Annotated in this window: 19 protein-coding genes and 1 pseudogene; 11 read left to right on the forward strand and 9 right to left on the reverse strand. The window is 60.1% G+C overall.

What is annotated here, in order from left to right; genetic code table 11:
- The 3 genes from AC5ZGW_RS29975 to AC5ZGW_RS29985 form a co-directional block, all read right to left on the reverse strand.
- The coding region (locus tag AC5ZGW_RS29975; RefSeq protein WP_496114004.1) for a LysR family transcriptional regulator at positions 1 to 92 on the reverse strand (92 nt) is incomplete at its 3' end.
- Between the two features lie 13 nt (positions 93 to 105).
- Complete coding sequence (locus tag AC5ZGW_RS29980) at positions 106 to 468, reverse strand: winged helix-turn-helix domain-containing protein (RefSeq protein WP_130228105.1); 363 nt, start codon at positions 466 to 468, stop codon at positions 106 to 108.
- 281 nt (positions 469 to 749) lie between these two features.
- Positions 750 to 1385: a response regulator transcription factor gene (locus tag AC5ZGW_RS29985; RefSeq protein WP_130228104.1), complete on the reverse strand. Its 636-nt coding sequence runs from the start codon at positions 1383 to 1385 to the stop codon at positions 750 to 752.
- 234 nt (positions 1386 to 1619) lie between these two features.
- Between AC5ZGW_RS29985 and AC5ZGW_RS29990 the strand changes: the two genes are divergently transcribed.
- A complete protein-coding gene (locus AC5ZGW_RS29990; protein ID WP_130228103.1) occupies positions 1620 to 2012 on the forward strand; it encodes a response regulator transcription factor in 393 nt (130 codons plus the stop codon).
- On the opposite strand, the gene AC5ZGW_RS29995 is transcribed toward AC5ZGW_RS29990, so the two are convergent.
- The 3 genes from AC5ZGW_RS29995 to AC5ZGW_RS30005 all read right to left on the reverse strand — a co-directional run bounded on the left by AC5ZGW_RS29995 (position 2007) and on the right by AC5ZGW_RS30005 (position 12665).
- Positions 2007 to 7892: an AAA family ATPase gene (locus AC5ZGW_RS29995; RefSeq protein WP_130228102.1), complete on the reverse strand. Its 5886-nt coding sequence runs from the start codon at positions 7890 to 7892 to the stop codon at positions 2007 to 2009. The genes AC5ZGW_RS29990 and AC5ZGW_RS29995 overlap by 6 nt on opposite strands.
- Positions 7893 to 8289: 397 nt before the next feature.
- Entirely contained in the window at positions 8290 to 11463 is a 3174-nt protein-coding gene (locus AC5ZGW_RS30000; protein ID WP_130228101.1) for an efflux RND transporter permease subunit, read from the reverse strand.
- Positions 11460 to 12665 (reverse strand): efflux RND transporter periplasmic adaptor subunit, encoded by a 1206-nt coding sequence (locus AC5ZGW_RS30005; RefSeq protein ID WP_165435395.1) that lies wholly within the window; start codon positions 12663 to 12665, stop codon positions 11460 to 11462. Before AC5ZGW_RS30005 ends, AC5ZGW_RS30000 begins: the two co-directional genes overlap by 4 nt.
- Positions 12666 to 13439: 774 nt before the next feature.
- Here AC5ZGW_RS30005 and AC5ZGW_RS30010 point away from each other — a divergent pair.
- The 4 genes from AC5ZGW_RS30010 to AC5ZGW_RS30025 all read left to right on the forward strand — a co-directional run bounded on the left by AC5ZGW_RS30010 (position 13440) and on the right by AC5ZGW_RS30025 (position 16801).
- The gene (locus AC5ZGW_RS30010) at positions 13440 to 13931 is read left to right on the forward strand and encodes an OsmC family protein (protein ID WP_130228099.1); all 492 of its coding nucleotides are present in this window, start codon (positions 13440 to 13442) and stop codon (positions 13929 to 13931) included.
- A 556-nt stretch (positions 13932 to 14487) separates the two neighbouring features.
- Complete coding sequence (locus AC5ZGW_RS30015) at positions 14488 to 15405, forward strand: NADP-dependent oxidoreductase (protein ID WP_130228098.1); 918 nt, start codon at positions 14488 to 14490, stop codon at positions 15403 to 15405.
- A 180-nt stretch (positions 15406 to 15585) separates the two neighbouring features.
- A complete protein-coding gene (locus AC5ZGW_RS30020; protein WP_130228106.1) occupies positions 15586 to 16221 on the forward strand; it encodes a nitroreductase family protein in 636 nt (211 codons plus the stop codon).
- A 34-nt stretch (positions 16222 to 16255) separates the two neighbouring features.
- Positions 16256 to 16801 (forward strand): carboxymuconolactone decarboxylase family protein, encoded by a 546-nt coding sequence (locus tag AC5ZGW_RS30025; protein ID WP_130228097.1) that lies wholly within the window; start codon positions 16256 to 16258, stop codon positions 16799 to 16801.
- Positions 16802 to 17067: 266 nt separating this feature from the next.
- On the opposite strand, the gene AC5ZGW_RS30030 is transcribed toward AC5ZGW_RS30025, so the two are convergent.
- A complete protein-coding gene (locus AC5ZGW_RS30030) occupies positions 17068 to 17349 on the reverse strand; it encodes an L-histidine N(alpha)-methyltransferase (protein ID WP_130228096.1) in 282 nt (93 codons plus the stop codon).
- A 288-nt stretch (positions 17350 to 17637) separates the two neighbouring features.
- Positions 17638 to 18057 (reverse strand): cupin domain-containing protein, encoded by a 420-nt coding sequence (locus AC5ZGW_RS30035; protein ID WP_130228095.1) that lies wholly within the window; start codon positions 18055 to 18057, stop codon positions 17638 to 17640.
- Between the two features lie 207 nt (positions 18058 to 18264).
- Between AC5ZGW_RS30035 and AC5ZGW_RS30040 the strand changes: the two are divergent.
- The 6 genes and pseudogenes from AC5ZGW_RS30040 to AC5ZGW_RS30065 all read left to right on the forward strand — a co-directional run bounded on the left by AC5ZGW_RS30040 (position 18265) and on the right by AC5ZGW_RS30065 (position 24702).
- Positions 18265 to 19008 (forward strand): annotated as a pseudogene (locus AC5ZGW_RS30040) (IS5 family transposase).
- 335 nt (positions 19009 to 19343) lie between these two features.
- Positions 19344 to 19628 carry a helix-turn-helix transcriptional regulator gene (locus AC5ZGW_RS30045; RefSeq protein ID WP_130228094.1) on the forward strand — a complete coding sequence of 95 codons (285 nt, stop codon included), beginning with the start codon at positions 19344 to 19346 and terminating at the stop codon, positions 19626 to 19628.
- Positions 19629 to 19877: 249 nt separating this feature from the next.
- Positions 19878 to 20150 carry a hypothetical protein gene (locus AC5ZGW_RS30050; RefSeq protein WP_130228093.1) on the forward strand — a complete coding sequence of 91 codons (273 nt, stop codon included), beginning with the start codon at positions 19878 to 19880 and terminating at the stop codon, positions 20148 to 20150.
- A gap of 102 nt (positions 20151 to 20252) precedes the next feature.
- Complete coding sequence (locus tag AC5ZGW_RS30055) at positions 20253 to 22898, forward strand: DUF5906 domain-containing protein (RefSeq protein ID WP_130228092.1); 2646 nt, start codon at positions 20253 to 20255, stop codon at positions 22896 to 22898.
- A gap of 436 nt (positions 22899 to 23334) precedes the next feature.
- On the forward strand, positions 23335 to 23514 hold the full coding sequence (locus AC5ZGW_RS30060) for a hypothetical protein (protein WP_130228091.1): 180 nt from the start codon (positions 23335 to 23337) through the stop codon (positions 23512 to 23514).
- 909 nt (positions 23515 to 24423) lie between these two features.
- On the forward strand, positions 24424 to 24702 hold the full coding sequence (locus AC5ZGW_RS30065; RefSeq protein WP_130228090.1) for a hypothetical protein: 279 nt from the start codon (positions 24424 to 24426) through the stop codon (positions 24700 to 24702).
- A 284-nt stretch (positions 24703 to 24986) separates the two neighbouring features.
- Here the strand turns inward: AC5ZGW_RS30065 and AC5ZGW_RS30070 are convergent, their stop codons facing one another.
- Positions 24987 to 26774 carry an adenylate/guanylate cyclase domain-containing protein gene (locus tag AC5ZGW_RS30070; protein ID WP_165435394.1) on the reverse strand — a complete coding sequence of 596 codons (1788 nt, stop codon included), beginning with the start codon at positions 26772 to 26774 and terminating at the stop codon, positions 24987 to 24989.
- Positions 26775 to 26862: the final 88 nt, after the last annotated feature.

Raw genomic sequence — 26862 nt, forward strand, 5'->3', positions numbered from 1 at the left:
GCGGGCTGCGTGACATTGCACTGCTCGGCCGCGCGGGTGAAGTTGAGCGCGGATGCGACGGCGAGGAAGTAGCGAACCTGATGAAGCTCCATGGGTTGTTCTCCATCAAGTTGATGCGATCCCGGGGTTGACGATCAACCGATGGCCGGCGCAGTCGTCACGCAGCGCGGACATATGTACGGGCTCAACAAAGGCTTTGGGCCACAATCGAGCCATCAGGTCCTGCTCGCTGAGCAATTCACCGCGACGTTCAAGCAAAGCAAGTAGTATCTCCCAGGCTCGAAATCCGAATGGGAGGGGCTTCTCGCCTTTCAGAAAAAGGAGCTGCATTGGAAGCAGGCGAAACGGTCCGAATGACACTTTAGTTGGTGGAACAAAGAATCCGCGGTCCGTATCCGGAGTTTGAGAGGCGCAATTTGCGTCAAATCCCGGTTCGGGATGCGTCAAGCGACCAATAGCTGCGCGCATTATAATCTCGCATGCCTGGGAACGGCGGGTGGACAGTCTCGTTGGGCGCATTTTGATGGCTTGGAGCGTTGCGGTCGATTGCGCGGGGGTACTGTAAGGTTCGATTGTCGCTGTCTGTGCTAAGCGATCGCTTAGAAGTGAGGGCAGGCACTTCGCGCCTCGAATCCGTCAGCCGGATGGGGGCGCCTAAGGGAGGAACTCAGCGCTGCGACAGAATGCAGTGGACGCAAACTGCGAGTAGATGGCGCCCTCGGGGGAAAGACCCAGGTATGCCTTTAGGCTCAGAAATTCTGGGGCTGCTGTAGTCTTATGTTGAGGCGGTCCGCCATCCGGCTGAGTTCGGGAAGCGAACGTGCCTTCATCTTCCGCATCAGGTTCACGCGATGCACCTTCACCGTGGATTCGGCGATGCCGATATCGTTGGCAATCTGTTTGTTTAGGCGACCGGCCACGACGCCGAGCATAACTTCACGCTCACGGGAGCTGAGCATGTCGAATCGCTCCTTGAGCGCAGCCAATGCGCTATCACTCTCTCGACGGGCACGATCGCGAGCGAGGCCGGCCTCGATGGCGTCAAGCAGATCCTGATCGCGGAATGGCTTTGTAAGGAACTCTATTGCACCGCCCTTCATCGCCTGCACGGTCATCGGCACGTCGGCGTGCGCTGTGATGAAGATGATCGGCACTTGCCTGTTTGCGGCGACTAGGTCGCGCTGGAGCTCCAGACCGCTTCGCCCCGGCATTCTCACATCGAGCACCAGGCAAGTGGGACCGCCCGGCGGATCGGCGTTGAGAAAATCGGGAACAGAGGAAAATTGTCGGGCAGGCAAGCCGACTGTCCGCAACAGCCGCACGACCGAGTCGCGAAACTCGGGATCGTCATCGATAACCAAGACACAGGGATTTGCCTCACCCATTCTCGGTATCCTCCGTGGGGAAGCGCGCATTTTCCTCTATTCCGACGTCACTCTACGCACAATTAGCCGAGATGAACAGATATCTTTTGCCTAAGCGGATAGCCGGAAGCCTAAGCCATCGCTTACGGGCGCGGTCATTGCATTATTGGGGAATGTCCCGGACACTAGAGATTGCATGCAGGCGCAAGGTATGCCGCCAGTGTAGTGGAGCGAGGAAGGCGCCTGGAACCGGCAATGTTGAACCGAACACTGATAGCCATCGTCGACGATGATCAGCTCTATCGTGAGTCAATGCGAAAGCTCATAGTGTTAATGGGCTACACTGTCGAGGCGTTTCCGTCAGCAGCCGATTTCCTGGCCTCACGCTTTTTGCCGGAAACCACCTGCTTGATCGCCGACGTTCACATGCCCGGAATGACCGGAGTCGAACTGCACAGGCATTTGGTCGATGCAGGGTACGCAATCCCGACGATCCTCGTTACCGCCTACCCCGATGAGGTCGTCAGGGACCGGGCTCTAAAGGATGGGATTGTTTGCTACCTCAGCAAGCCAGTGGACGACGACTATCTCGAGCGGTGCCTGCGTTCGGCTCTGCAGCCGGGTACGCCGATTGAGGACAATTCATGAGTCGTTGTCCGCCGGCAGGGTGAACTGAAATACGGCGCCGCGAGGTTCGTTCGCTTCCGCCCACAACTTGCCCCCATGAGCATGGATGATGGAGCGGCATATCGACAACCCCATCCCTGTTCCACTGGACTTCGTGGTGTAAAAGGCGTCGAAGACTCGATCGAGATGCTGCGGATCAATGCCAGGCCCGGAATCGCGTACGGCTACGAGGGCGCCCGCCTGGTCTTGCTCGGTGCTGATCAACAGCTCTCTTGCCCCTTCCTCAACCGAGCCCATCGCTTCAGCCGCGTTCAGAATCAGGTTCAGCAAGACTTGTTGGAGCTGAATGCGATCTCCCAGAACCGGAACCACACCGTCCGCAAGCAGAGTCTGGACCGAGACGCCATTCCTGTGGATCACGCTTTGCGCCAGTACGATCACTTCGTTGGTAGCTGAATTGAGATCAAAACGCTCTTTTCGAAGAGGCGCCTTCTTGATGTGATCGCGCATCCGTCCGACGATATCCTTGGCTCGGTCCGTGTCCCTGACAACGCAAGCGAGCGCTTCCCTGGTCTCATCCAGATTTGGCGGGTTCATTTCCAAAAAACGCATCCCGGCACGGGCGTTGTTACGAGCGGTCGCAATCGGATGCAGAATTTCGTGAGACAGCGAGGCGGCCAATTCTCCCATCATGCTCACGCGGTTCATGTGGGCGAAATCCAGCTCGAGCTGTCGCAGCTTTTCACGTTCGTCCTGTGCGCGCCTTCGTTCCGTCACATCGACGGTTGTGGTGATGACCTCAGCCAGCGCACCTTGGGGGGAAAACACATGATGGCTAGTTCCTTCGACCCATTTGATTGTTCCATCAGGTAGCAGGAGTCTGAACTCGGCCATGAAATCTCTTTTCTGGCGCACAGCCTCCTGAATCGCTACCCACACTCTGTCGCGATCCTCTGGGTGAATGCGTTCCCACATACTTTGTCGGCTTGGAAGGCCCTGCAGCGGCTCAAACCCCCAGATCCTGTAACTCTCGTCCGACCAATAGAGGTAACGCATCGTCGTTGCGTTATAGACCCAATTGCCAGTGCGGCTGAGTCTCTGTGCCTGGCTAAGCGCTTCCTCGACGCGCCTGCGCTCTGTCAAATCAAGCACGAAGGCAAGGCCCTCGTCGCCTCCTTCTTTGAACAACGCGGCGCCAATAAGCACAGGAACGCGACTACCGTCTTTCCGAACATACTCCTTCTCGAAGGGCTCAACTCTCCCGGTTGAGTTCAGTTCGGCCCGAGTCAGTATGTCGCGCTCACGCCATTCGGGCGGGGACAGCTCGGTCCAGCGCACGCGGCCCGAAACCAAGTCTTCACGGTCATATCCCACGATGCGTAGAAACGCGTCATTAGCTTCGAGGATCCGCCCTTCCCGGTCGGCAATGAGGATCCCAATGATGTTGGCGTCGACCAAACGCCTGATCTTCCCTTCCCGATCCGCGAGCTCGTCATAAAGCCGCGAATTTTCAAGCGACATTGCGGCCTGCGACGCAAGCACCTTCAACACTGTGACGCGGTCGGGTGTGAAAACGTGGGCCGCCAGGCTATTTTCGAGATAGAGTACACCGGCCAATCTGCCCTGTTTGAGCAACGGCAGGCAGAGAATTGAACGGGCGTGATGCCGATGAATGTACTTATCGGCGGAAAACGGGTTCGCGACTGCGGCATCGTGGAGAAGAATGCTCTCTTTCGTCCGGATCACGTAGCGTAGGATGGACTCCGGCAGATCTGCGGCCGTTACACTTGCTCGTCGCTGACCGACAGTCACCGTATTATTGCTGGTCGTGACTTCCGCCTCAATCCGATAGCCATCACCTACCGCAAGGATCAACAGACCTCGCCCAGCCCCCGCGTGCTCAATCGCTGTGCGCATCAGCGTGTCGATCAGTTTTTCTGGAACAATCTCGCCCGACACGGCTTGCGAGACTTTGATAACAGTAGCTAAATCCAGTCGTTCGACGGGTGTCCCGATCGTGCTTGTGGGACCGGCACTTGGCTTTTCGTCCCTAAGGTGCGGATATAGTTCGTCGAGTTGGCGCACCTTGCCGTCGGCTCCCCAACGGATGTATGCGTACCGCGCGTCCTGCAGATAAGCATGCGCGATCTTCTTGAACCCGCGTGCGGCATAAAAGCGGGCGGCAAGTTCGTTGGCGAGCGCCTCGTTGTGGACAAAGCCGTGCGCGTGTGCGGAGTGGATAGCGTGCTCGTAAAGATGTTCGGCATCGAGCGCGCGGCCTTCGATCCGGGCGATCTCCGCCCCGACGAGTGCGGCGCGGTTCTCGAAGTTGTCCGGGCAAGCCGTCGCCCAGACCTCGAGCTGTCGGTGGTGCGCGGCCAGCGCCGTGACATGCTCCTGCCATGGGCCGGCCGCTGCAGACTCGCAGGATGCTGCTCTGGAGAGCGCACTGTAAAAGTGATATTCCGCACATTCGAAAAAAGACGCCGATGTCGGCTGCAGCTGATGCGCGCGCAATGAGGCTTCGAGGGCACCTGCATAGTCGCCGGCAAAGAAGCGTGCCTGCAGCTTGCGGGTCCAATACGAGCCCTCGGCCAACTTCAGATCCGGATTCCTGCAGAAACGAGCCTCCAGTAGGCCTTCGTCAAACTGCCCATCGTCAAAGCGACCGAAAATCGGCGTCAAGCCGCGGAGTGTCCGAATCAGCCCAAGCTGGCCGGCGATGGAGTCGCTCGCAAAACCGAACTGTATGTCCCGTGCAAACGCGAGACCATGCTCGACCTCAACTTGCACGTCATCGAGCGGATCGCCCGCCGCGAGAAGATACGTGTTCAGGTGGGTGTGGTAGTACGCCGCAAAAGTGAGGTCACCGATCTGGTTTGCCGTCTCGAACGCACGTCGCAGCAGATCACGACCTTCCCGGGCGTGTCTCGTCCAGAACATGAGTAAATATCCAAAGTTCAAATAGGTCCTGGCCTGGAAGCGCTTTAGCCCGCGCTGTTCGACCAGTTCATAGCCGAGGCGGCCGAATCGAAGTCCCGCCTGGTAGTCGCCGAATTCCGGTCCAGCGAGCCTGGCGAGCACTGCATAGGCGTAGCACGAGCCGTCACAATTGCCGCTTTCGAGGCTGAGATTGACTGCTCGACAGATGACCATCGAACGTAATTTCGCATCCGTGTAGTGGGCAGCCGGCCCGAGCTTCGTCAGAACATCGAGGGTCGCAAGCGATACGGCATTGTCCATCAAAGGCAGATCAATGAGGCTTTCTATCGTGCGGGAGCCGAGTTGGGACCAGATCCGCTCATACTCGCGCCGAGCCTCGTCTTCGGTTGGGTGCGGCGACCAGTCAATGCCCAGGTGGCGGAGATAGTCGAGACCGACTGCGATCGCGCGGCTGCCCTGATCCAGGGTCGTGTAAAGATCCACCTGCAGGCACGTGACGCGGGCTCGTTCGATCGTCGTTGCGGCGCGGGCCGACAGCACCGCCAGGCGCCGCTCGGCTTCCGCCAGTGCACCAGTGAGGAACTCACATTCGGACCGGTGCAGCTCCAGCTCAAAGATCAGGTCGTGCTTGCGTTCCCAAGAGTCCGCTGGCAGCAGTGCCGCGCCGGAGAGCAGATAGTTCAGCGCCGAGGCATAGGCTGTCGAGGTCTTAGCGCGTCTACCTGCGATTAAATTCAACTCTGCGACCCGCTCAAGCTCCTCAATTGACGTGATGAGATGCGAGCTGCGGTTGAGCTGATTGACGATTTCGAAGATCGCCTCTTCCAGCTTCTCTGGAGGGGTCTGCGCTGCGAGCAGCATCCCTATTCGGAGATGGGCTTCGGCACGCAATTCCTCCGGGATCAAGGAGTAGGCGGCTTCCTGGACATGGTCGTGGAGAAACTTGTAGGAATCCTCCGAACGAAAGATCAGCCCTGCTCGCACCGCTTCCCAAAGCTGGCCATGCATCTCCTCCTCGGAGTTCTGGTAAACGATGCACAACATGGTGAACCCTGCGACGTTGCCCAGGCAGGCGAGCTTCTGCAATGCGTGCCGGGTTTCGGCGGACAGGCGGTTCAGCTTCCCCACCATAAGGTCCACCACATTGTCGGTGTAACCTTTGGCGTGAATGCGATTCAGGTCCCAGCACCATCGCGCCTCGCCATAATCGAAAGTGAGCAATGCTTCGTCGGCGAGCGCAGAAATGAACTGAATAGCGAAAAGCGGATTGCCGGTTGTCTTCTCGTGGATCAGCTGTGCCAGCCGAGTGATTCTCTCTGGTTCGCTGTGAACAGAATCCGCGATTAGTTGTCCCAGGTCTTCACAGGTCAGGGGTGCCAATACGATGTCTTGCAATATCGCTCCAGCTTGGCGCATCACTTCGAGCTTGCGCATCAGCGGGTGGACGGGATCGACTTCGTTGTCGCGATAAGCGCCAATCACCAACAGGTTTTGCACATCCGGCCGGGTCAACAGATCCTCGAGCAAATCGAGCGTTGCTGCATCGAGCCATTGGAGATCGTCGAGGAACAGGGCGAGCGGATGTTCAGGCCGCGCGAATACGCCGATAAATCGCCGGAACACCAGCTGAAAACGGCCCTGCGCATCCCGTGCCGGCAGCTCGGGGACCGGTGGCTGTTCGCCGATGATGTGCTTCAATTCCGGGACGAGATCGATAATGAGCCGACCGTTCGGTTCGAGCGCCTCGAGCAGCGCCTCCCGCCATTGCCGCAGCTCCGCTTCGGTCTTGCTCAAAAGCGGGCGGATCAGGCTCTGAAAGGCCTGTGCAAGGGTGGCGTAGGGGATGTCGCGCTTGTACTGGTCAAACTTGCCCGATGCAAAAAGACCGCGGGGCCGAACAAGGGGCTTATGAAGCTCGTTGACGACCGCGGACTTGCCGATGCCGGCGTATCCGGAAACCAGCACCAACTCCGGCCTGCCGCCGGCGACGATACGGTCGAAAGAGGCAAGCAGGGTATCGATCTCGGCTGTCCGACCATACAATTTTTCGGGGATCAGCAGCCGGTCCGGAGTGTCGTGTTCCCCGGGTGGGAATTCGTCGATAGCGCCTCGGGTTTCCCATTCAACAAGGCAACGCCGAAGATCGCTCTCGACACCTGCAGTCGTTTGGTAACGCTCCTCAGCAGGCTTAGCGAGCAGCTTCATAATGATCGCAGAGACGGAGCCTGGGAGGTTTTTTAACCGCTCACCGGGCGGCGCCGGCGGTCTTGCAACATGGCAGTGCACCCATTCCATCGGATCGGCCGCCGTGAAGGGCAGAACGCCCGTGAGCATTTGGTACAGCGTGACGCCGAGGGAGTAGAGATCGCTGCGGGCGTCGACCGAGCGGTTCATCCGCCCGGTTTGTTCGGGTGCCATGTAGGCAAGCGTACCGGCGATGGTCTCGGCCGGCTCGGGCGCCTGCCGCTCGCGGGACAGGCGCGAGGCAATACCAAACCCGGTGAGCCGCACGTGTCCATCCGCGCAGTCCACCACAATGTTCGCTGGCTTGATGTCTTTATGGATGAGCCCGCGCTGATGAAGCTTGCCCAGAGCCGAGGTAACAGCGACGGCAACGCGCAAGAAGCGCCCGACCTCCATGGGCCCACCGAGCAAACGATCGAGCGGCTCTCCGCCAGGATCATCGAGCACCAGTATGGTCCGACCGGCGTCGCGCGTGAGGGCCAATGGCTGGACCGCCCATGCCCCGTCGAGCTCATCTTTCAGCTCGTATTCGTGGGTCAGGCGATCGAGTCTCGCCCGCGACGGGTGGTCGGCGGCAGGGGCAACAAGCAGCACGGAAACCCGGTTGCCATTGTCGTCCAGTCGCCAACCGCGGCTGAACACGCGCTCGCCGTCCTCCCACAACGCCTGAGAGCTGCCGTCCGAGTACGCGACGTTCAGCGACTGCTGCACCATCTGTCAGACTCCGGCGTCGGGCTTCGGCTTGAAGTCGGCTGATCAAGCTCTTCGCCACACGCGGCCTCACTCGAGCCTAGAGAAATCGTACTCCATCACTCGGGAAATGCCAGCCGCCCTCTGTCTTGCCGGGTACGGCGGACGCGGATCCTCTTTCGCCTAGCAGCAATTTCGAGCGATTTGCCCACCCTGAGGGTGCAGAGGCTCGAGCTGGAACTCAGCCATCGCGAGCGCCAGCTGACCCAGCTCACCGAGCTTGGAACGGAAATACTTCCGATGCTGGCGTGCATGCTGGCCTCGGCAAAGACGGTACGTCGCCGAGCCCAGGCGCGTTCTGCGCTCCTCAGTGTAACGGAGAGAGTGTTCCGGCTGTATCGCGCATCGGCGGCCCCGCAAATCACTCCGCCGCGGCAGCGATCGTTTGAGTCGGCTTGCCCTCATTCTTGCCTTCCGCGAGGTTGCGCACCATCATGTAGAAGATCGGCGTGAAGATCAGGCCGAAGAGCGTGACGCCGAGCATGCCGAAGAACACGGCAACGCCGACGGCCTGGCGCATCTCCGAGCCGGAGCCGGTCGATACCACCAGCGGCAGCACGCCGAAGATGAAGGCGAACGACGTCATCAGGATCGGCCGCAGCCGCAACCGGCAGGCCTCGATGACAGCCTCCAGCCGCGACCTGCCCTCGAGTTCAATGTCGCGCGCGAACTCGACAATCAGGATCGCGTTCTTGGCCGCAAGTCCGACCAGCACCACGAAGCCGATCTGGGTCAGGATGTTGACGTCCTGGCCCATAATGCGCACGCCGATGGTAGCCGCGAGCAGGCACATCGGCACGATCAGGATCACCGCGAACGGCAGCGTCCAGCTGCCATATTGCGCCGCCAGGACCAGATAGACGAACAGCACGCAGATCGGGAACACATAGAGGCCGGCATTGCCACCGGTCACCTGTTGATAGGACAGATCGGTCCATTCGAGGGAAAACCCGCTCGGCAGTGTTTCGTCGGCCAGTCGCTTGATGGTGTTGAGCGCCGTCGTCGAGCTCACGCCCGGCGCCGGCTCACCCTGCACCTCGGACGCCGCGTAGAGATTGTAGCGCGCGACACGATCGGGTCCCGAGGTGTCATTGAAGTCCACCATGCTGCCGAGCATCACCATGTCGCCGGCCGCGTTGCGGGTACGCAGCCGCGCGAGATCGGTGGTCTCCTTGCGGAATGGGAGATCGGCCTGCGCGGTGACGTGATAGGTGCGCCCGAATAGGTTGAAGTCGTTGACATAGGTTGAGCCGAAATATGTCTCGATCGTGTCCGTGACGTTAGCGATAGGAACGCCGAGCTTCTGTGCCTTGACGCGATCGATATCGACGAACTGCAACGGGGTATTCGCCGTAAACGGCGAGAACACAGAGGTCAGGTTTGGCGACTTACGGGCGGCGGCGACGAGCTCGTTGCTCGCGGCTGCGAGCAACTCGGGGCCGCGCCCTTGTCGATCCTGGATGCGAATGGCGAAGCCGCCGCCGGTACCAATGCCCGGCACGGCGGGCGGCGGAATGACGATGATGAAAGCGCCCTGGATCACCGACAGTCGCTTGCGCAGATCGGCCGTGATCGCATTTGCCGACAATCCCTTCTTCTGCCGTGCCTCCGGCTCGTCGAACACCGGGAACAACGCGGCGGCGTTGCTGGCTTGCGTGCGCGTCGCGCCGGAGAAGCCGCTGAACGCCGCGACACGGACGATGCCTGGCGTATCCAGCGCAATCCGCTCGATTTCGCGCACCACCGTAGTGGTCCGCGCCAGCGACGCGGCGCCCGGCAATTGCACCGAGATGATGAGGTAACCGCGATCCTGCGACGGAATGAAACCCTGCGAGGTGGTGGCGAGCAGCCAGCCCGCGCTGCCGATCAGCGCGAGATAGATCACAAGCATCACCGCTGTATGCCGGATCACGAAGTCGGCGGTGGCAGCATAACCTTGCGCTAGGCGATCGAAGATGCGGTTGAACAGCGCGGTAAAGCCGCTCCAGCCACGCGCAACGATGTTCCACGGCGCCGACTGGCGCTTCTCTTCGTGCGGCACCAGGATCTGCGAGGCCAGCGCCGGCGACAGCGTCAGGGAGCAGAAGCAGGAGATCGCGGTAGCCACCGCAATCGTGACCGCGAATTGCTGGAAGAATTGGCCGGAGATGCCGCCCAGGAAGGCTGTTGGCACGAACACCGCGCAGAGCACAAGTGCGATCGAGACCAGCGCACCACCCACCTCCTCCATGGTCTTGAGCGCCGCCTCACCCCGACTCAAGCCATGTTCGAGATGTCGCTCGACATTCTCGACAACCACGATGGCGTCGTCGACCACGATACCGACCGCGAGCACGAGGCCGAACAGCGTGAGGTTGTTGATGCCGAAGCCGAGCGCGGCCATCACCGCAAAGGTGCCGACCAGCGACACCGGGATCGCGATGATCGGGATGATCGCAGGCCGCCAACCTTGAAGGAACACCAGCACAACGACGACGACGAGCGCCATCGCCTCGTAGACGGTCTTAATCAGCTCATGGACGGATTGGGCGATAAACTCGGTGGGATTGTAGCCGATATTGAAGTCGAGCCCCTTAGGGAAACTCGTCTTGAGCTGCGCCATCGTGTCGGAAATATGGTTCGCGGTGGCGAGCGCGTTCGATCCGGGCCGTTGCGTCACTACCATTGCGACGGCTGACTTGCGCAGTATGAAGCTGTTGGTGGTATAGGCCAGCGCGCCAAGCTCGATCCGCGCGACGTCGCGCAACCGCACGGTACGGCCGTCGGAGCCGGCCTTGACGACGATATTCTCGAATTGTGACACATCCTTGAGCCGACCGGTAAAGGCGAGGTTTGGCGAGAAAGCACGGTCGGCGATCGGAGGCTCCGCGATTTGGCCGCCGGCGATCTGCAGATTCTGGGCCCTGACCGCCGCGATGACGTCGCTTGAGGTCATGCCGAGATTGGCGATCTTGTCCGGGTCGAGCCACAACCGCATCGAATAGTCGCGCGCGCCGAACATCTGGATGTCACCGACGCCGTCGAGCCGCAAAAGTTGATCGCGGACCTGCAGCAGCGTGTAGTTGGAGAGGTAGAGCTGGTCGAACGTGTCGTCGGGCGACAGCATGAACACGACCATCAGGATGTCGGGCGAGTTCTTGCGGGTGACGACGCCGTTGCGCTGCACCTCCTCCGGCAACCGCGGCTGTGCGATCGCGACGCGGTTTTGTACCAACACCTGAGCCTTGTCGAGGTCGGTGCCGAGCTTGAAGGTGACGGTGATGGTGAGCTGGCCGTTCGAGGTGGCCTGGCTGTACATGTACAGCATATCCTCGACGCCGTTGATCTCCTGCTCGATCGGGGCGGCGACGGTATCGGCTACGGTCTGCGCCGAAGCGCCCGGATATTGCGTGGTGACTGTAACGGTCGGCGGCACTGCCTGCGGATATTCCGAAACCGGCAGCGTCTGGTAGGCGATCGCGCCGACGATCACAAGCACGATCGACAGCACCATCGCCAAGATGGGCCGGTTGATAGAAAGCTTTCCGAGATTCATGGCTTGACACCTGCCGGAGTGCCGTCCCCTCCCCGCGCCTGCGCCAAATTAGGCGTCACCTTGGCGCCAACGCGGGCCCGCTGCAGCCCGTCGATGATGACGTGATCCTCCGCCTTGAGACCCTCCCGGATCACGCGCAGGCCGTCGTCGAGCGGCCCGAGCGTGACCGGCCTTGCTTCCACCGTGTTGTCGTCCTTGACCACGAACACGATCTTGCGCGACTGGTCTGTGGCGACGGCGGCGTCCGGGATCAGCAGCGCCTCATAGGGCGAGGAGCCGATGATCCTGACGCGCCCGAACTGCCCCGGCAGAATCGAGAGATCCTTGTTCGGGACGATCGCGCGGCTGCGCAGCGTCGCGGTCGAGACGTCCAGGCGGTTGTCGAGGAAGTCCATCTTGCCCTCGCGCGAGGGCTTGGTCTCGCCGGTCAGCTTCACCTGCACCGGGTTCGGCGTGTCGCGCGAGCTCGGCCGCTTGCCTTCAAACCACAGCTTGCTGTTGCGCTGATAGGTCGCCTCGTCGACGTCAAAATAGATGTAGATCGGATCGAGCGACACGATCGAGGTCAAGAGCGTGGCGCCGCTATCGGCGCCCTGCACCAGATTGCCCGGCGTCACCAGATGCCGGCTGACGCGGCCGGTGATCGGTGCCAGCACGTGGGTGAACTCGACATTGAGCTGCGCGGCCTTCAGCGCACCCTCGGCCTGCGTCTCAGCCGCATAAGCGGCCTGCAAGGCCTGACGGCGCTGATCGACCACCTGTACGGAAACTGCGCTGGTCTGGACCAGGTTCAGCCCACGGTCGAGTTCACGCTTGGCGAGCTCTGCCTTAGCCCGCGCGTCGTCGAGTTGGCCCTGGGCTTGCGACGCGACCGCCTCGAACGGACGCGGATCGATGATGTAGAGCAGATCGCCCGCATGGACAATCGCACCGTCCTTGAACTGGACGCTGTTGACAAAGCCGCCGACCCGGGCGCGGACCTGGACCTCCTCGACCGCCTCGAAGCGGCCGGTGAACTCGTCCCAGTCGGTGACCGTACGCTTGACCGGTTGCGCGACTGTCACCGGCGGCGGCGGAGGCGCAGCCAGCTGCGATTGCGCCCTCTCGTCGCAACCAACGACGGCCAGCGCGAACAGCAGACTAACCGACCCGCCACCACATCGTCGAAGGCGCCGAAACGAACCGCGATCGAGCCGGGGCACCGGAGCGGGATGCTCGGTTCTATCAGTCGTACTCCATGGCGCGACAATTTCGATTGCGTCATTGCTTTGCATATCGCCCCCGCCTTTCAATTTCCCATCGTGTTCCGCGTGTCGATCGCGGCAAGCGCAAGCTCGGAACGACGGTGCTTTCGACAATGACCTTGCAACGTCGGTGAAGAAAATCACCTCTCGCCATAGAGTCGATAAACGATCGTTATTGCCGCTCGCCCCGCGGCGTGATGCCGTAGCGAGGAATCCCACGAGCCGCATGGCGCTCGAAGCCTACGTTGTTATTCTGCGGAGACTTCCAAGCCGCGTTCAGTGGCTAAATCGGCACCCAAAGCGGTCGCGGCTTGCACAACCGGCGCCGCGAGATTCGCGCAGTGAGCCCGAGAGTAGCTCGTACGCGGCGTACGAGAGCGGCAAAATGCGCACTCATGTCCAGCATGAATGACTTAAACGCATTTTTACTGTCTAGCGCGTTTTGGAGGGATTGTTCATTTCCGCGCCAAACAACTCAAAGATCATTCAGGAGGCGCGTTCCACGGATTTCCTCGTCGCGGAGCTTCGACGCTGACTTCGCGGAGCATTCCTGCCGGTTATGGATATGATAGCTTTACCCGGATGGTCGCCGGATTTAGTTGCTGAATGCAACGGCCGGAGCGAACGCCGCGCTGAAATCTCGCACCAACTCTGAGACCTGCTCTGCGATGTTGCTGGCGTACACACTGTCGATGCTCGTGGATCAATCATTCGAACAATCGGGACCTAATCATGACCAAGACCCGCGAAGTTGTTGTCGTAAGCGACCCTACTAATCTTGGCGCGCTGGTAGGCCATGTCGGCGAATCTCAATTTCCTGTCGGCGGTCCGGATTGTGTCGGTCATATTTCTTCTGGTCCCAATCCTTACGACCTTCTTAGCGCATCTCTCGCTGCATGCACGGCTATGAGCATTCGTTTTCAGGCTCGACGCCAAAAACTTCCGCTGGAGCGGTTGGAAGTGGGCGTCAGCTTCCACCATGGCGCTCAAGGCGAAAGAGACTCGTTCGCACGCACCCTCGTGCTGGGGGGAGAACTCGACGCTCAGCAGCGCGCATTCCTGCTGGAAGCCGCAAACCTCTGTCCCATTGGCAAAATTCTCGGCATTGGTGCGGATATTAACACACGCCTGGACGCTACTATTTCCGGCCACAGCCCAAGCACTCGGGCCAGCTACGAGGATGATCTGGCTCAACTTCCGATCCCGAATATCACTCCGGATTGAGTGTCTCTCGTGCAGTCGATCATTGTACTGGGGCATCGCAGCCTATCATACCCGCAGGGCCTGCAGTTCGGTGGACCCGCGATGCCGGATGCCGCGACGGGCTAAAGCCTACCGGCTCCTGTCGTACGGGCCCTCGCCGAACCCAACCTTGTCGTATTGGGAAGACGTGATCCCCAACCTCGGATGGCCAACGTTTCGCGCGAAGACTGATCCGACGCGAATCTCAACCCAACGTTCTCGCGTTCTCCCTCGCCCTTGCTTGTTCGACCAGCATGGCCTCGGCACCAATAGCGGCCCGCTGACGACAATCCGGCCGCCTCCTGATCTTGCCCCAACAAGCGGCTTTCTTCCGCGCATTCCAGCTCTTTCTTGCGTCCTCAGTACCCAAGGCGGGCATTCGTTCCGCGTTTCACTGCTGACGCGCTTTGATCTTTCGCGTCGATGGCATCGATTCCATAGCCACAGGTCATTGGACCATCGTGTTTCGCGATCGTATTTTTGTTCGTCCGTAAGGCAATTCGGAAGATGACGACATACCACACAGGGGAGGTTGACGATGAGGGCAATCGTCGTAACGGACCAGGCTGCGGGAAACGCCGGCATGAGGCTCAAGGAGCGGCCCGAGCCGCAGTCTGCGATCAACGACGTCGTCGTTCAAGTTTATGCGTCGGGATTCGTCGGGACCGAGCTGTCGTGGCCCTCGACCTGGACCGATCGCCTCGATCGTGGCCGAACACCGTCGATTCCGGGGCACGAGTTGGCCGGAGTGGTCACCGCTCTCGGATATGGCACGACGGGCCTGTCAGTGGGCCAGCGGGTGTTCGGCCTCGCGGACTGGTATCGCGACGGCACGCTGGCCGAGTATGTGGCGATCGAGGCACGCAACCTCGCGCCGCTGCCGGGCGACGTCGATTTCACCGTGGGCGCAAGCCTGCCGATCTCGGGTCTGACTGCGTGGCAGGGATTGTTCGTGCACGGCCGCCTTCATGCGGGGCAGAGCGTTCTCGCGCACGGGGCGGCCGGCGCAGTCGGGTCGATGGTGACGCAACTGGCACGAGAGGCCGGCGCCTACGTCATCGGCACCGGACGTGCCGCCGATCGTCAGACGGCTCTCGACTTCGGCGCGAATGAGTTTGTCGACCTCGACAACGACGCCCTCGAAGACGTCGGAGGAATCGATCTGGTGTTCGATGTCATCGGAGGCGACATCGGGAAGCGTTCCGCGCGCCTGACTCGGGCTGGAGGAACACTGGTGTCCATCGTCGGGCCGAACGAGACGCGGCCCGCCGATGGCCGAGCGGTTGACTTCGTTGTTGAGTCCGATCGCGCCCAACTGAGTGAGATCGTGCAGCGGGTGTGGGACGGACGACTGCGGACGAACATCGGCACCGTCGCGCCCCTCGACGATGCTGTCGCCGCCTTCAAGCCAACCGCGCGCCGCCCGGGGAAGACGATCATTCGCGTTCGTCCGTAAACGACACGCCTTCGATGCGCGCGGCCGGCCGCGTCCTCATCAGACGCGCCGGCGCAACCTGTGAAACTACCCACGGCCCTTGGCATAATGCCGAACGGGCTCAATCCCTGCAGCCTTTCCCGCAAAGAGAGCGAAAGCACTCTTGTATCTCAACCTGTCCCTTCAAGCATAGGAATCACCATGACTAACGAATTTACCATGACCAACGCGGTCATCGAATGTATCCTGAGCCGCAGCTCCACCAAGTACTATGACCCTGCCGCCACTCTGAGCGACGATCAGATCCGCGAACTAGTGCGAATCGGCACCACTGCGCCGACATCCTTCCATTTGCAGAACTGGCGCTTCATCGCCGTACGCTCGCCTGAAGCCAAGGCTCGGCTGAGTCCGATCGCCTGGAAGCAGCCTGCGATCACTGACGCCGCTGTTACCTTCATTGTCTGCGGCCAGCTGGCTGATTCCAGTGTAATTCCGGACCGCCTGGCGCCGGTGGTGGAGGCGGGGATTATGCCCGCAAAGTTGATACCGGATTGGGAAATCCCCGCACGCGATCTCTATAAGGACTATCCGCAGCGCCAGCGCGACGAAGCAGTGCGCACCGGCGCCTTCGGCGCGGCGGCGATGATCTATGCGGCCCGATCGCTAGGCCTGGGTTCGACGCCGATGATCGGTTTCGATGACAAAGCGGTGCACCGCGAGTTCGGACTGGCTGAGGACGAAATACCGGTCATGCTGTTGTCCGTAGGGGCGGAACGTCCGGGAAACTGGCCGCAGAAGCCGCGCCGCGCGGTGGTCGATGTGCTGGATCTCATTTGATTATTTGTGAAACCGATAACTTGCGGAGATCATGATGCCAAGAATTGCAGCTCTAAAGCCGGAACAGGTGCCGGCCGATTCGAAACCGACCCTCGATATGTTCACCAAAAACCTCGGGTTCACTCCAAATATGATGGCTACCTTCGCGGCAAGTCCGATCGCGTTCAACTCATGGGCCACCCTGCTCGGCTCCTTGAGCAAGGCGCTCGACGTGAAGACGCGGGACAGCATCGGCCTCGCCGTCTCCGAAGTGAATGGCTGCGACTACTGCCTGACGGTCCACAGCTTTACGGCCGATCATATGGCCAAGCTGCCGGCCAATGAAATCATTCTTGCTCGGAAAGGCCACGCCAGCGACCCGAAGCGGGACGCCGCCATCCAGTTTGCGCGCAAAGTCGTTGAAGCCCGCGGCAAGGTCAGTGATGCCGATCTGAAAGCCGTCCGCGATGCCGGCTACACGGATGCGAACGTCATCGAGATCGTCGCGCTGGTGGCCATGTACTCTCTGACGAACTTTTTCAATAACGTGTTCGATCCCGAGAAGGACTTTCCCGCCGTTGCGCTGGCGGGCTCGATCTGAACTTTATCCGGTCGCAACGACCGTCTCTCAGGGTGGCTGGAGCCTTTATGTGATGCAAGCATAACGCCAGAGCCCGGATGCATCCAGGAAAGATTTTTGGGAACCCGTCCGGGCTTTTGCTATCTGCTGACAAGGTTAGGATACTGCATGAACTCCGGGCCGCTGCGCTTCATTCGTCAATCGCTCACCTGGTGTGATGTCCCCGCCCAAACATGATGTATTCAGCCAGCACATGAATGCGCAGCAATTCGACGATCGGCGGGTGTTCAGTAGCGAATGAGTCCGAACAGGCCGAATAACCCGTCCGCATCCTGCCAAGCCTCGGCAACGCTCCATCCGCCGGAACGGGCCAGCCGCTCGAAGCTCCCCGCGGTATATTTTCGGGAGCTCTCAGTGTGGATGGTTTCCGATGTTCTGAAATTGAACGTCCGCCCACAGAGTGTAACGCGCTGTTCGCATAAGCTGACCAAGTGCATCTCTACCGCCTTCTCGATCTCGTTCCATCGCGCCGCGTGCTCGATCCTCTTACGTTTCTGCAAGGAAGCCATCGGCAATATCGATCGGCACGTAGCGTCGCGGGTCGCGCAGTCCTTGCAGTACAAGCTCCGTTTTAACGCCGGCCCCCCGCACCGCTCGTGGTGTAACCAACGGCTCGGCAGTGCCTTCACATCAGCGGATAATCCGCCGACGACATCTCGAGCAAATGCATTTTCAACAGGGCAGATGCTGTTTTGCGTGAAGCATATTTTCCGCTTTCGGCACACGGCGGATGACGGCCGCGGTAAACTCGCGGCCGATATCACCACCGTAGATTCTCGGCTGGCGCAGCGAGTAGCTTATTTGACGGGCGTGGTCAGCGCTTTGTCATTGGTGTCGAGGACGAAGACAGCGAGCAGCTTTGCCGGCTCGGTCCTGCTCGCGTTGCGGCTGATCGAATGGGTCGCGCCCGGCGGTTCAGACCAGCTCTCGCCAGCCCGATAGATGCGCGTCTCGCCATCATTCACCTTCGACTCGATCGCGCCCGAGATCACGTAGGCGTAGATGAAGGCCGACTTCGCGTGGGTGTGGGACGGAGAGGCCGCGCCCGGCGCGTACTCGACCTCCACGGCGATCAGCGACTTGCCAGGGATATTGGGAATGGCCGACTCGAAGTTCTTCGTGACGGTTTCCGCTTCGCCATCGCGGGCGTAGACCGGGCTGGCCATCGAGAAGGCGAAGGAGGCGCAGGTGGCCGCAATGATGGTTCGGATCTTCATGGGCTTTCTCCTTCGTTCTGCATTGTTTTTTCTCGGCCTTGCGGCCCTGTTGATTACGAACACCGAACGGGTCAATCTCGCGGGATGAAGTGGACGTGGGGCCCCAGCTCGATAATGAACACCGCGGGCGTGACTAGGTTCTATACTCAATTAACTCTAGCGCAAATCAGCGAGGAGTGATTCAAGTCCTCCATTGGGGGCTTGATCATGCGCTACGATCTGACGGATTTCGAGTGGAGCGTTATTGAACCAGTGCTGCCGAAGGGACGCCGCGGCCGGCAGCCGCAGAACAACCGGCAGGTCGTGAATGGCATCTTTTGGGTGCTGAGGACGGGAGCGCCGTGGCGGGATTTGCCCGAGCGGTATGGACCTTAGACGACCGTCTACAATCGGTTTGATCGTTGGCGCAAGGCTGGCATCTGGGACAGGCTGATGGGGGCAGTTACCAAGGCCCATGAGGGCAAGGTTCAGATGATCGACAGCTCGATCGTGCGGGTGCATCAGCATGCCTCAGGGGTCAAAAAAAGTGGAGATCGTTGTGTGGGGCGAAGCCGCGGTGGGCTCTCGACCAAAATCCATGCGCGCGTCGACCACCAAGGCCGGCCGATCCAGATCCTGATCACACCTGGCCAAGCCCACGATCTGACCGGCGCCGAACCTCTTCTGGCCAGCCTCGGCCAAGACACCATCATTATCGCCGACAAGGCTTATGACGCCGATCGCCTGCGAGCCCTCTTCAAGGCCCGCGGCGCCACCGCCAACATTCCCAACATGATCCGGCGCAAAAAGCGCTTCCGGTGGACCAAAGCTCTCTATCGCGAGCGCAATCACGTCGAACGCTTCTTCAACAAGCTCAAGCAGTTCCGTCGCATCGCCACCCGTTATGACAAGCTCGGCGCGAGCTTCCTGGCGTTTATCCAGCTCGCCGCCGTGCGAATTTCGCTTCGCTAATCCTGTCAACCACTATTTCGGCATGAGTTGTCAAACACATACCAAAAAGCCGCGCCGAGCGCGCTAACGCCAAGCTAACAAGGTCTCGCGCGGGAGTGTCTGGCCGCGCAGAAAAGCCGGTCGAAACGGCCACGGAACAACCGGACCGGCCTCATGATCGCAGCCGCTACGCGTAAGGCGCACTGCAACAGAGTTATCGTTAACAAAATCACGCCACGTGCATTTTCTCAACGATAACTCAGCCCCCGTCTGAAGACAGACGGCGCGCTCGCGCGTATTCAACCAGCATCATAACCGGTCACTCGTTTTGACCTTACCGCCGAAGGAGCCGGATCATGCCCGAACAATCATCTGACCTTGCGCGCGTCGTTCGCGCTCGCGAGGTTTGCCGCCTGATCGGATTGTCGCGCCCGACGCTGTGGCGGCTGGTGCAGCGCGATCAGTTCCCCAAGCCTTTCAGATTGTCTTCGTCGGCGGCCGTAGGCTGGCTCGAAACCGACATACTTGCCTGGATCGCGGCACGCGCGGCGCAACGGGATTCGCCCAAGATCGAGCCGCGACCATCACCGCCTGCGCCAGGCGCAGCAAACAAATCGATACCGAAACCCGCCCCGGCCTAAAACCCCGGGCCTTCTTTTTTGGGTGTCAGTTTTATTGACACCCAGCAACACAAACGTAACCGCGCCGGGTGGTGAGAGCGCGTAAGCGAGACCGACAACAACAGAATGCCTGCCGCGCTGGGACTTGGGGGCGCGGCAGGCGATGATCACACCACTTCCGGCATGGAGGTGCCGAACTATGGATCACGCGAAGATAATCTCCCCGATTCCGGCGATCAAGCCGCGCTCTTACCGCGAAGGTCACCGGCCATGACCTTCTTTATCGTTCCTCCAAAGCAACCGCCTCGGCCAATCCCGCTCTACAAGTTCATCAACACCGCGATCTGGAAGGTGCAGTGCATCGCCGTCGCCGCGCTGGCGATAGAGGGGCCGCCGAGCATCTACACCGACTTCCTATTGAAGACCTTGGTCGATGCCTTGCGCACCGCCGCCGATCAGATTGAGCAGGCGATGGAACTGCGCGCCGCCGAGCGCCGCGCCGAGCATCAGCGCCAGCTGGAAGCGCGGCAGACTGGCCGCTAACGCGCACGCAATCCGGCTCCGCCGGCACTCAGGCGAAGCTGAACAGCAAAACGCAAACAGAAAGGCGCGCTGTCATGACCGATCATCGCAGGACGCACCGCCATGGACGCGACCAACATCAACAGCAACACCGTCGCTGCCGACTTCACCAAAATTGTGTTCGGCACGACCACCGAGCCGCCGGTATATATTTCATCACTGCCCAATGAACGTGGAGATGAAACCGAACCTCCTGAACGTCACGTGGCCACCCGCGTGCCGTCGCACATCGCGGGATTTGTCGCGAAGTGGGACCGTCCGAAGCGCGGGCTGTTTTTCTGCACCGGCATCGTCAAGCAAGGCGCGCGGCGCGCCAAAGAGAACATCGTCCAAACCGCCTGCCTGCATACGGATATTGATTTCAGCAATCTCGATGGTGATCCTGATCGCGCTGAAGTTCTGCGCCAGCTCGCGCGCCTGAGGTATCCACCGAGCATCATCGTGTTCTCCGGTCACGGGCTGCATTGCTACTGGCTGTTCAAGGAAGCGGTGGACACCCAAGAGAATATCGAGCGGATTGAAACCGCGCTGCGTCAGCTTGCCGACCTGGTCGGTGGTGACTTGCAATGCCGTGAGGTCGCGCGGCTGATGCGGTTGCCCGGCACCCACAACACCAAGGACGGCGAATGGACCGAGGTGGAGATCGTCGAGCAGAACGGCCGCCGCTATGAATTGGATGACCTGGAGGAATGGCTCGCGGAGGCGTCACCAGTGCTGCTGCGGAAGACACGACCGCGGGAAGTGACGGCGGGCGAGACCGATTATTTCAGTGAGTATGCCAAGGCGCGCAATTTCAAGCCGCGCGTCGATGTCAAGGCGCGATTGGACGCCATGATGTTCATGGCCGGTGGTGACGCTGCAATTCATCCCACGCAACTCACCGTCTCCGCATCGCTGCTCAGCTCCGGTACACCGATTGATGAAGTGGTCGAGATCGTGTTGGCCGCCACCAAGGCTGCTGCTGGCGACTACGGCGCGCGCTGGAATTGGCGGCGCGAAGAGCGCAACATTCGCGGCATGTGCGAAACCTGGGTGGCGAAACATCCACAGAAATCCAAGCCGGTCCCGGCACCGCAAAGCGACCAAAAGACCAACACCGCACCCGACGACAGCGCGCCACTGGTCCCGCTGCATCACATTATCGGCGATATGGTGATCGCCAAACTGCGTCACGATGGCGAGGACATCATCAGCGTGTCGAAAGGACTTTGGTACTATTGCGAAGGCATCTGGCAACTGCGAACCGACACTCTCTGGCTCGATGCACTGATCGAAATTGCCTGTCGTGGCTTGAACTACAAGAGCACGAACAGATTAATTGCCGAAACGCGCAGCTGGATTACGAGGCACCCCAAGGTCTATCGGCTCCGGGATATTCCTTGGGACGCGCACGGCAAAATCCCGACGCGCTCCGGCTTGATCGATCCCATCACCCTGGAGTTGACACCAGCAAAGGCCACCGACTTTTGTTCGTGGCGGATTGAGTGCGACTACGATCCGAACGCTGCTTGCCCGTGGTGGGAAACCATGATCGCGGATTTCTTTTCTGATCGCGAACCCGATGTTGCCGCCGAACATATCCGGGTCATTCAGGAAGTGCTCGGCAGCGCACTGATCGATGTCAAACCTCGCGAGATGTCGAAAGCTCTGATCATGCAGGGCGGCAGCAACTTCGGTAAATCCGTCATGCTCGAAGTACTGGCAGGGTTGTTCGGAGCAGCGCAAATCAGCACCGCGCTGGATCAACTCGATGGGACACACGGGTTAATGCAGTTCACGCAGCGGGCGCCCTGGGTGCTGCACGAAGCCTTTCAATCTGGAAAGTGGCACTTCTCATCGATCGTGAAAGCGATCATCACGCACGAACCGGTACCGATCAATATCAAGAACGGCCCGGTGTTTACCACCATCTTTCGCGGTCCGCTCTTTTGGGCGACCAACCATCCACCACAGTTCAAAGAAGCGACCCGCGCAATCGTCAATCGGATCATCGTCATCGAGTGCCTGCGCTACTTTGATCCTGACGCCGAGTTGATTGGCGCAGCGGCGGAAGCGCGGCGTCGCGGCTTCGACAAACCGTCATCGCTGATCCTGCAAACCGAACTGCCGGGGCTATTGAATTGGGCTATCAAAGGTTTGCAGCGCGCGGCGGAGCGTGGCCGGATCGCTACGACCGATCAGATCAAGGAAACATCTGAAGACATTCACCGCGACAGCAACCTTGTCGCGGGCTTCCTTGACGAATGCATCGAATACGACCCGCACTGTCGCGTCTCAGCGCCGGATTTTTGCGCGGCGTTCGCCGTCTGGTTCACCGAGAACAAGGGCGAGGATCGCGGCACCCCGAGTAACGAGAGCATCGGTCGAGCACTGGCGGCGATGAGCGACCCCCGCATTGGTATGGATCGCAAGGAGCTGCGTGACAAGCATCGCCGGTACTATGTCGGGATCGCCCTCAACGATGCCGGAATGGCGTTCTGGAACAGAGCGACAACCGCAGACCGGTTTGAAGGAAAGACCACCAACACCACCGCGTCCGACGACGTCGTCAACACGTCGATCCCGCTTGAATGGGAGCAAAAAGCGTCGGTGTCGGCGATGCGAAAGGCACAGGGTTACGACCCGACCGGCATGCCTTTCCCGGCGCTTGTAGACGCCGCCAAGGCGGTCAACGTGATCAAGAACGAAAGCGACCCTACGGAGCTTTGAGCCGGTGACCGTTACCGATGACCGTTCTCAAAGCCGCAAAGTGCGAACGGTCACCCGCAGAGAACGGTCACCCTTGGAACCTCCTTTGATGACCATTCTACAGGCCGCGCCAAGAACGGTCACCAGAACGGTCACCACAACGGTCATCGACAGAAGTGCCTGCGCCGCAGGGGTAACTTAAAAGCGGTGACCGTGATGACCGTTCTCTTCCCTATTAGCCGTAGAACCACATAAGAGAGAAAAGGAAGAAGGAAGTACATGGAAATGCATGTTCTAGGGAAAAGCGGCGATTCTCACAGTCGGAAAGGTCACACGGTCACCGCAGCGTCGGATCGGCGTCGGGGGAGCGGCGCCGCCGGACCATGTCGGCGGCTCGATCCGGCCACTTATCAGCCACATATCCCAGCACCATGCGTACCGCCGACGCCAGGCGCTGATGACCTCGCGGCGCACGCGGAAGCGCTTGCTCAAGCGCCAGCGGATGAAACGCGAGCGCGAGGGCAAGCGGATCGTTCCGGTGCCCGTCGACGCCGTGATCCTGAATTGGCTGGAGCGGCATTATCGCCACCAGCACCCCAATGTGAGCATGGAAGACCTGGACGCTGTCGGCAAATGATCTGCGAGATATTAGCCTCGTCGGCGCGCGAGTGATGTCGCTTACATTCTTGGAGAGCGCACTACGGCTGGTCGTCTCGTGCCGTACCATGATCAGCCCGATTGATCAGGGAGGCGCCTCCATGAACTACACCGACCGAGCCATCGATCGCCCCGTTCCGCTGAGACCCGATCCCTCCGAGCTGCAGCGCGCCCATCGCCGCTCGCTGGTCCGGGCCTGCACCGCAGCCGTGCTTGGTTTTCGCGATCACATCGGCGCCGAGAAGGCGCTCGACGCCTGGCTGTTTAGATGGCTCCAATACGAACCGCGAGGGCATGCCCATGCTCGCAGAGAAGTTCTTCCTGGTGCTGAAAGCCCTGCTCAGAAACCGCGACTATCCCGACGATAGCCCGCTCGTCGTGAGCAGCTCGCCGCATGTGCCGGCGCCTCGGTGACCTTGCAACTTCTGATTTGTCCGCCGACGGCGCCAGAGCAACCATCCGGTACGCAAAAGTTTCGAGCCCGGGAATTTTAGTCGCGGCAAGCGTTCAAGGGGCGGGGGGAGGTGCTGAAAATCCGAAGGTCCTTCGACTTCCAGCGCGGCGGCGCTCGAACGTTAGCGGCCGCAGGTTGGAAGAAACTTTCCCAGCAGGCATGTCCGCTTGGCCCCGAGAGCTGAAGGATTGCGGTCGTCGCGGAACCGTCGCTTAGGGCCACGACGGAATTGACCGCCGATCATCTTGAAGGCACTTCGCACGTAGTGTCGGATCACTTGCGGCACGAACTCGTAATTCCAAAAGATGGAGCATAGGCCGATTAGAGACGGCAACCAGCTAAACCGGAACCTTCCGGAGTTTTTTAGTTCAATCCACGCCGGGCCCGAGAGCTTTCTGCGGCGTCCAGTGGGCCCAATATTCAAGGAGCACGTCCATGCATCGATTGATCGCGATCGCATTCGGGCTGACCGTGGGCTGCTTCGCCGCCACCGCGTCGGCCGAGCAATGCGAGGACAAGCTCCAGCAGGACAAACCCCAGCAGAACTCAGCCGATGAGGCTCAGGTCAGGGGCGACCTCAAGGCCGGCTCGGAGTGCGCCACTCCACGCGATAAGGAAGACTCTGCAAAGAAGAACGAGGACAGGGTCGCAAAGCTCAAGAGCGAAGGTAAGGTCGAAGACCACACCACTGGACAAGCACCTCCCAAGAAATAGAGGCCGAGCGCGAGCAATGGACGCGCATCGACGTGCGGTCGAATGAGGGGTCAATTGACCAAGTTTAAAATGCCGCGGCACGTCCGCTAACGGTCAAACCGAGAAGAACTTAGAGTAAGCTCATGTTTTCCGCTTTGCCCTCGAATGCGGACATTCATCATAGCGATCGGCATGTCTCAGAAGGGCCAACAACGGAAGTCGGCCCAGTTTGATGTCCTCGCTCGCTGCAGAACAGCGAGCTTGCCGTCTGAAAGTCGTGGAGATGATAGAGATCGCGGCGTCACTCAACGCCGCTCTCCTGCTGCAAGGCCAAAACCTTCGACGAGAAGCGCATAATCCTCGGGCCGCATCCAGGGCGGCCTTTGCTGCCAACGCTGAAGCTGATCCGCCGATTGAGGGGGGATACGTTCGAGTGTTTCGCGCGCCTCGTCCGAACGCCCGAGATAAGCAAGCGACGCCGCGAGGTACTGGGAAGTGACGGCATAACCCGGACGCAGGCGAGCAACTTGGCGCAATGTCTGCAGCGCAGCGATGAAATCGCGTGAAAAGAACTGCAAAAGCCCACGCCAGATCAACCAAAGCCAAATCAGCGGATCGTGTGGACTGGCACGCATTGCCTGCTGCAGCCTTTCGAGTGCTTCCTCTCGATAACCGCCGAACCCGAGCACACAACCAAGCATGCTGATGACAAAGGCACTGTTTGGATTGAGGGCAATTGCGGTGCGCGCTTCGGCGATCGCCGCCTCCCATTCGCTACCCCACATCAGCATGTGTGCCAGCACAGCATGCGCCACCGCATCCTTGTCATCGAGCGATACCGCGATTTGCGCTTCTTCGCGAGCGGTTTCTTGAACCTCCAAGAAGGGGCGACTCGAGAAGTGCCAGATGTCCCATTGGAGAGCCAGCGCATATCCATAGTGGCCGGGAGCGAAATTCGGATCGAGCGCGATAGCTTGGCTGAAGAAGGCGAGCGCGGCTTTGTTCTCCTGCGGTCGGTATTTGTGGAGGTGCCAAAGGCCGCGCTGATAGGCTTCCCACGCGTCAAGTCGCTCAGGCGGTTTGCGCAGCACGCGCTCTTGCTCGGCGGCAGCCAATGCCGGCTCGATAACTGCGGCGACGCTCGCGGCGATCTCATCCTGAACCGCAAAGATGTCGCCAAGATCGCGGTCGTAGCGCTCGGCCCACAGATGCACGCCTGTAAGCCCATCGATCAATTGTCCGGTGATGCGTATCCTGTTGCCGCCTTTGCGCACTGAACCCTCGAGCACATAGCGAACGCCTAGCTCGCGCCCAGCCTGCTTCACATCGACGGCATGCCCGCTGTAGGTAAAGCTCGAATTGTGAGCGATCACAAAAAGCCAGCGGATACGCGAGAGCGCTGTAATGATATCCTCGACTATGCCGCAGGCAAAATATTCCTGTTCCGGATCGCCGCTCATGTTTTGGAACGGCAACACCGCGATCGACGGCTTGTCGGGAAGCGGAAGTGACTCATGGATCTGAGGGTGCGGAGGCGGCATGTCAGGCGCAACCGTCCCGAAATTACCAATCGACTTTGTCGCGTAGACGCGCACCAGGCGATTGATGTTCTTCAGCCTTTGCTCGCCACGATCAATGAATTCGACCGTGACCTTGCCGCGAACCTGATCGTACACGGAAGCTGAGATACAGATGCCGCCCGGTTCGGCGATGCCCTCAAGTCGGGCCGCGACATTGACGCCATCGCCAAGAATGTCATCCCCCTCGATCAGAATGTCGCCGAGGTTGATCCCGATCCGAAACAGCATGCGCCGCGCCTCGGGAATCCCATTGTTCCGCTGGACCATCACCACTTGCATAGCGGCCGCGCACTCGACTGCATCAACTACCGAGGGAAACTCAAGCAGCACACCGTCTCCGGTAGCCTTGACGATGCGGCCGCCGCGTTTGGCCACAAGTGCGTCAATCACCGCTCGGTGCTCGCGGAGCGTGTGGGCGGTGCCGACCTCGTCGAAGCTCATGAGCCGCGAGTAGCCTGCAACGTCAGCCGCGACTATGGCCGCCAACCTGCGTCCGACCCGCGCCTCCTCCATGTGTAGGCTCCGCTTTATAAAAAACAAGACTACGAGGTAAAATCGCGGCGAGTCCATAGGGTTCTGAAGGCCTGCTATGGGTCAATCG

Source organism: Bradyrhizobium sp. Crot121 (genome assembly GCF_059512385.1).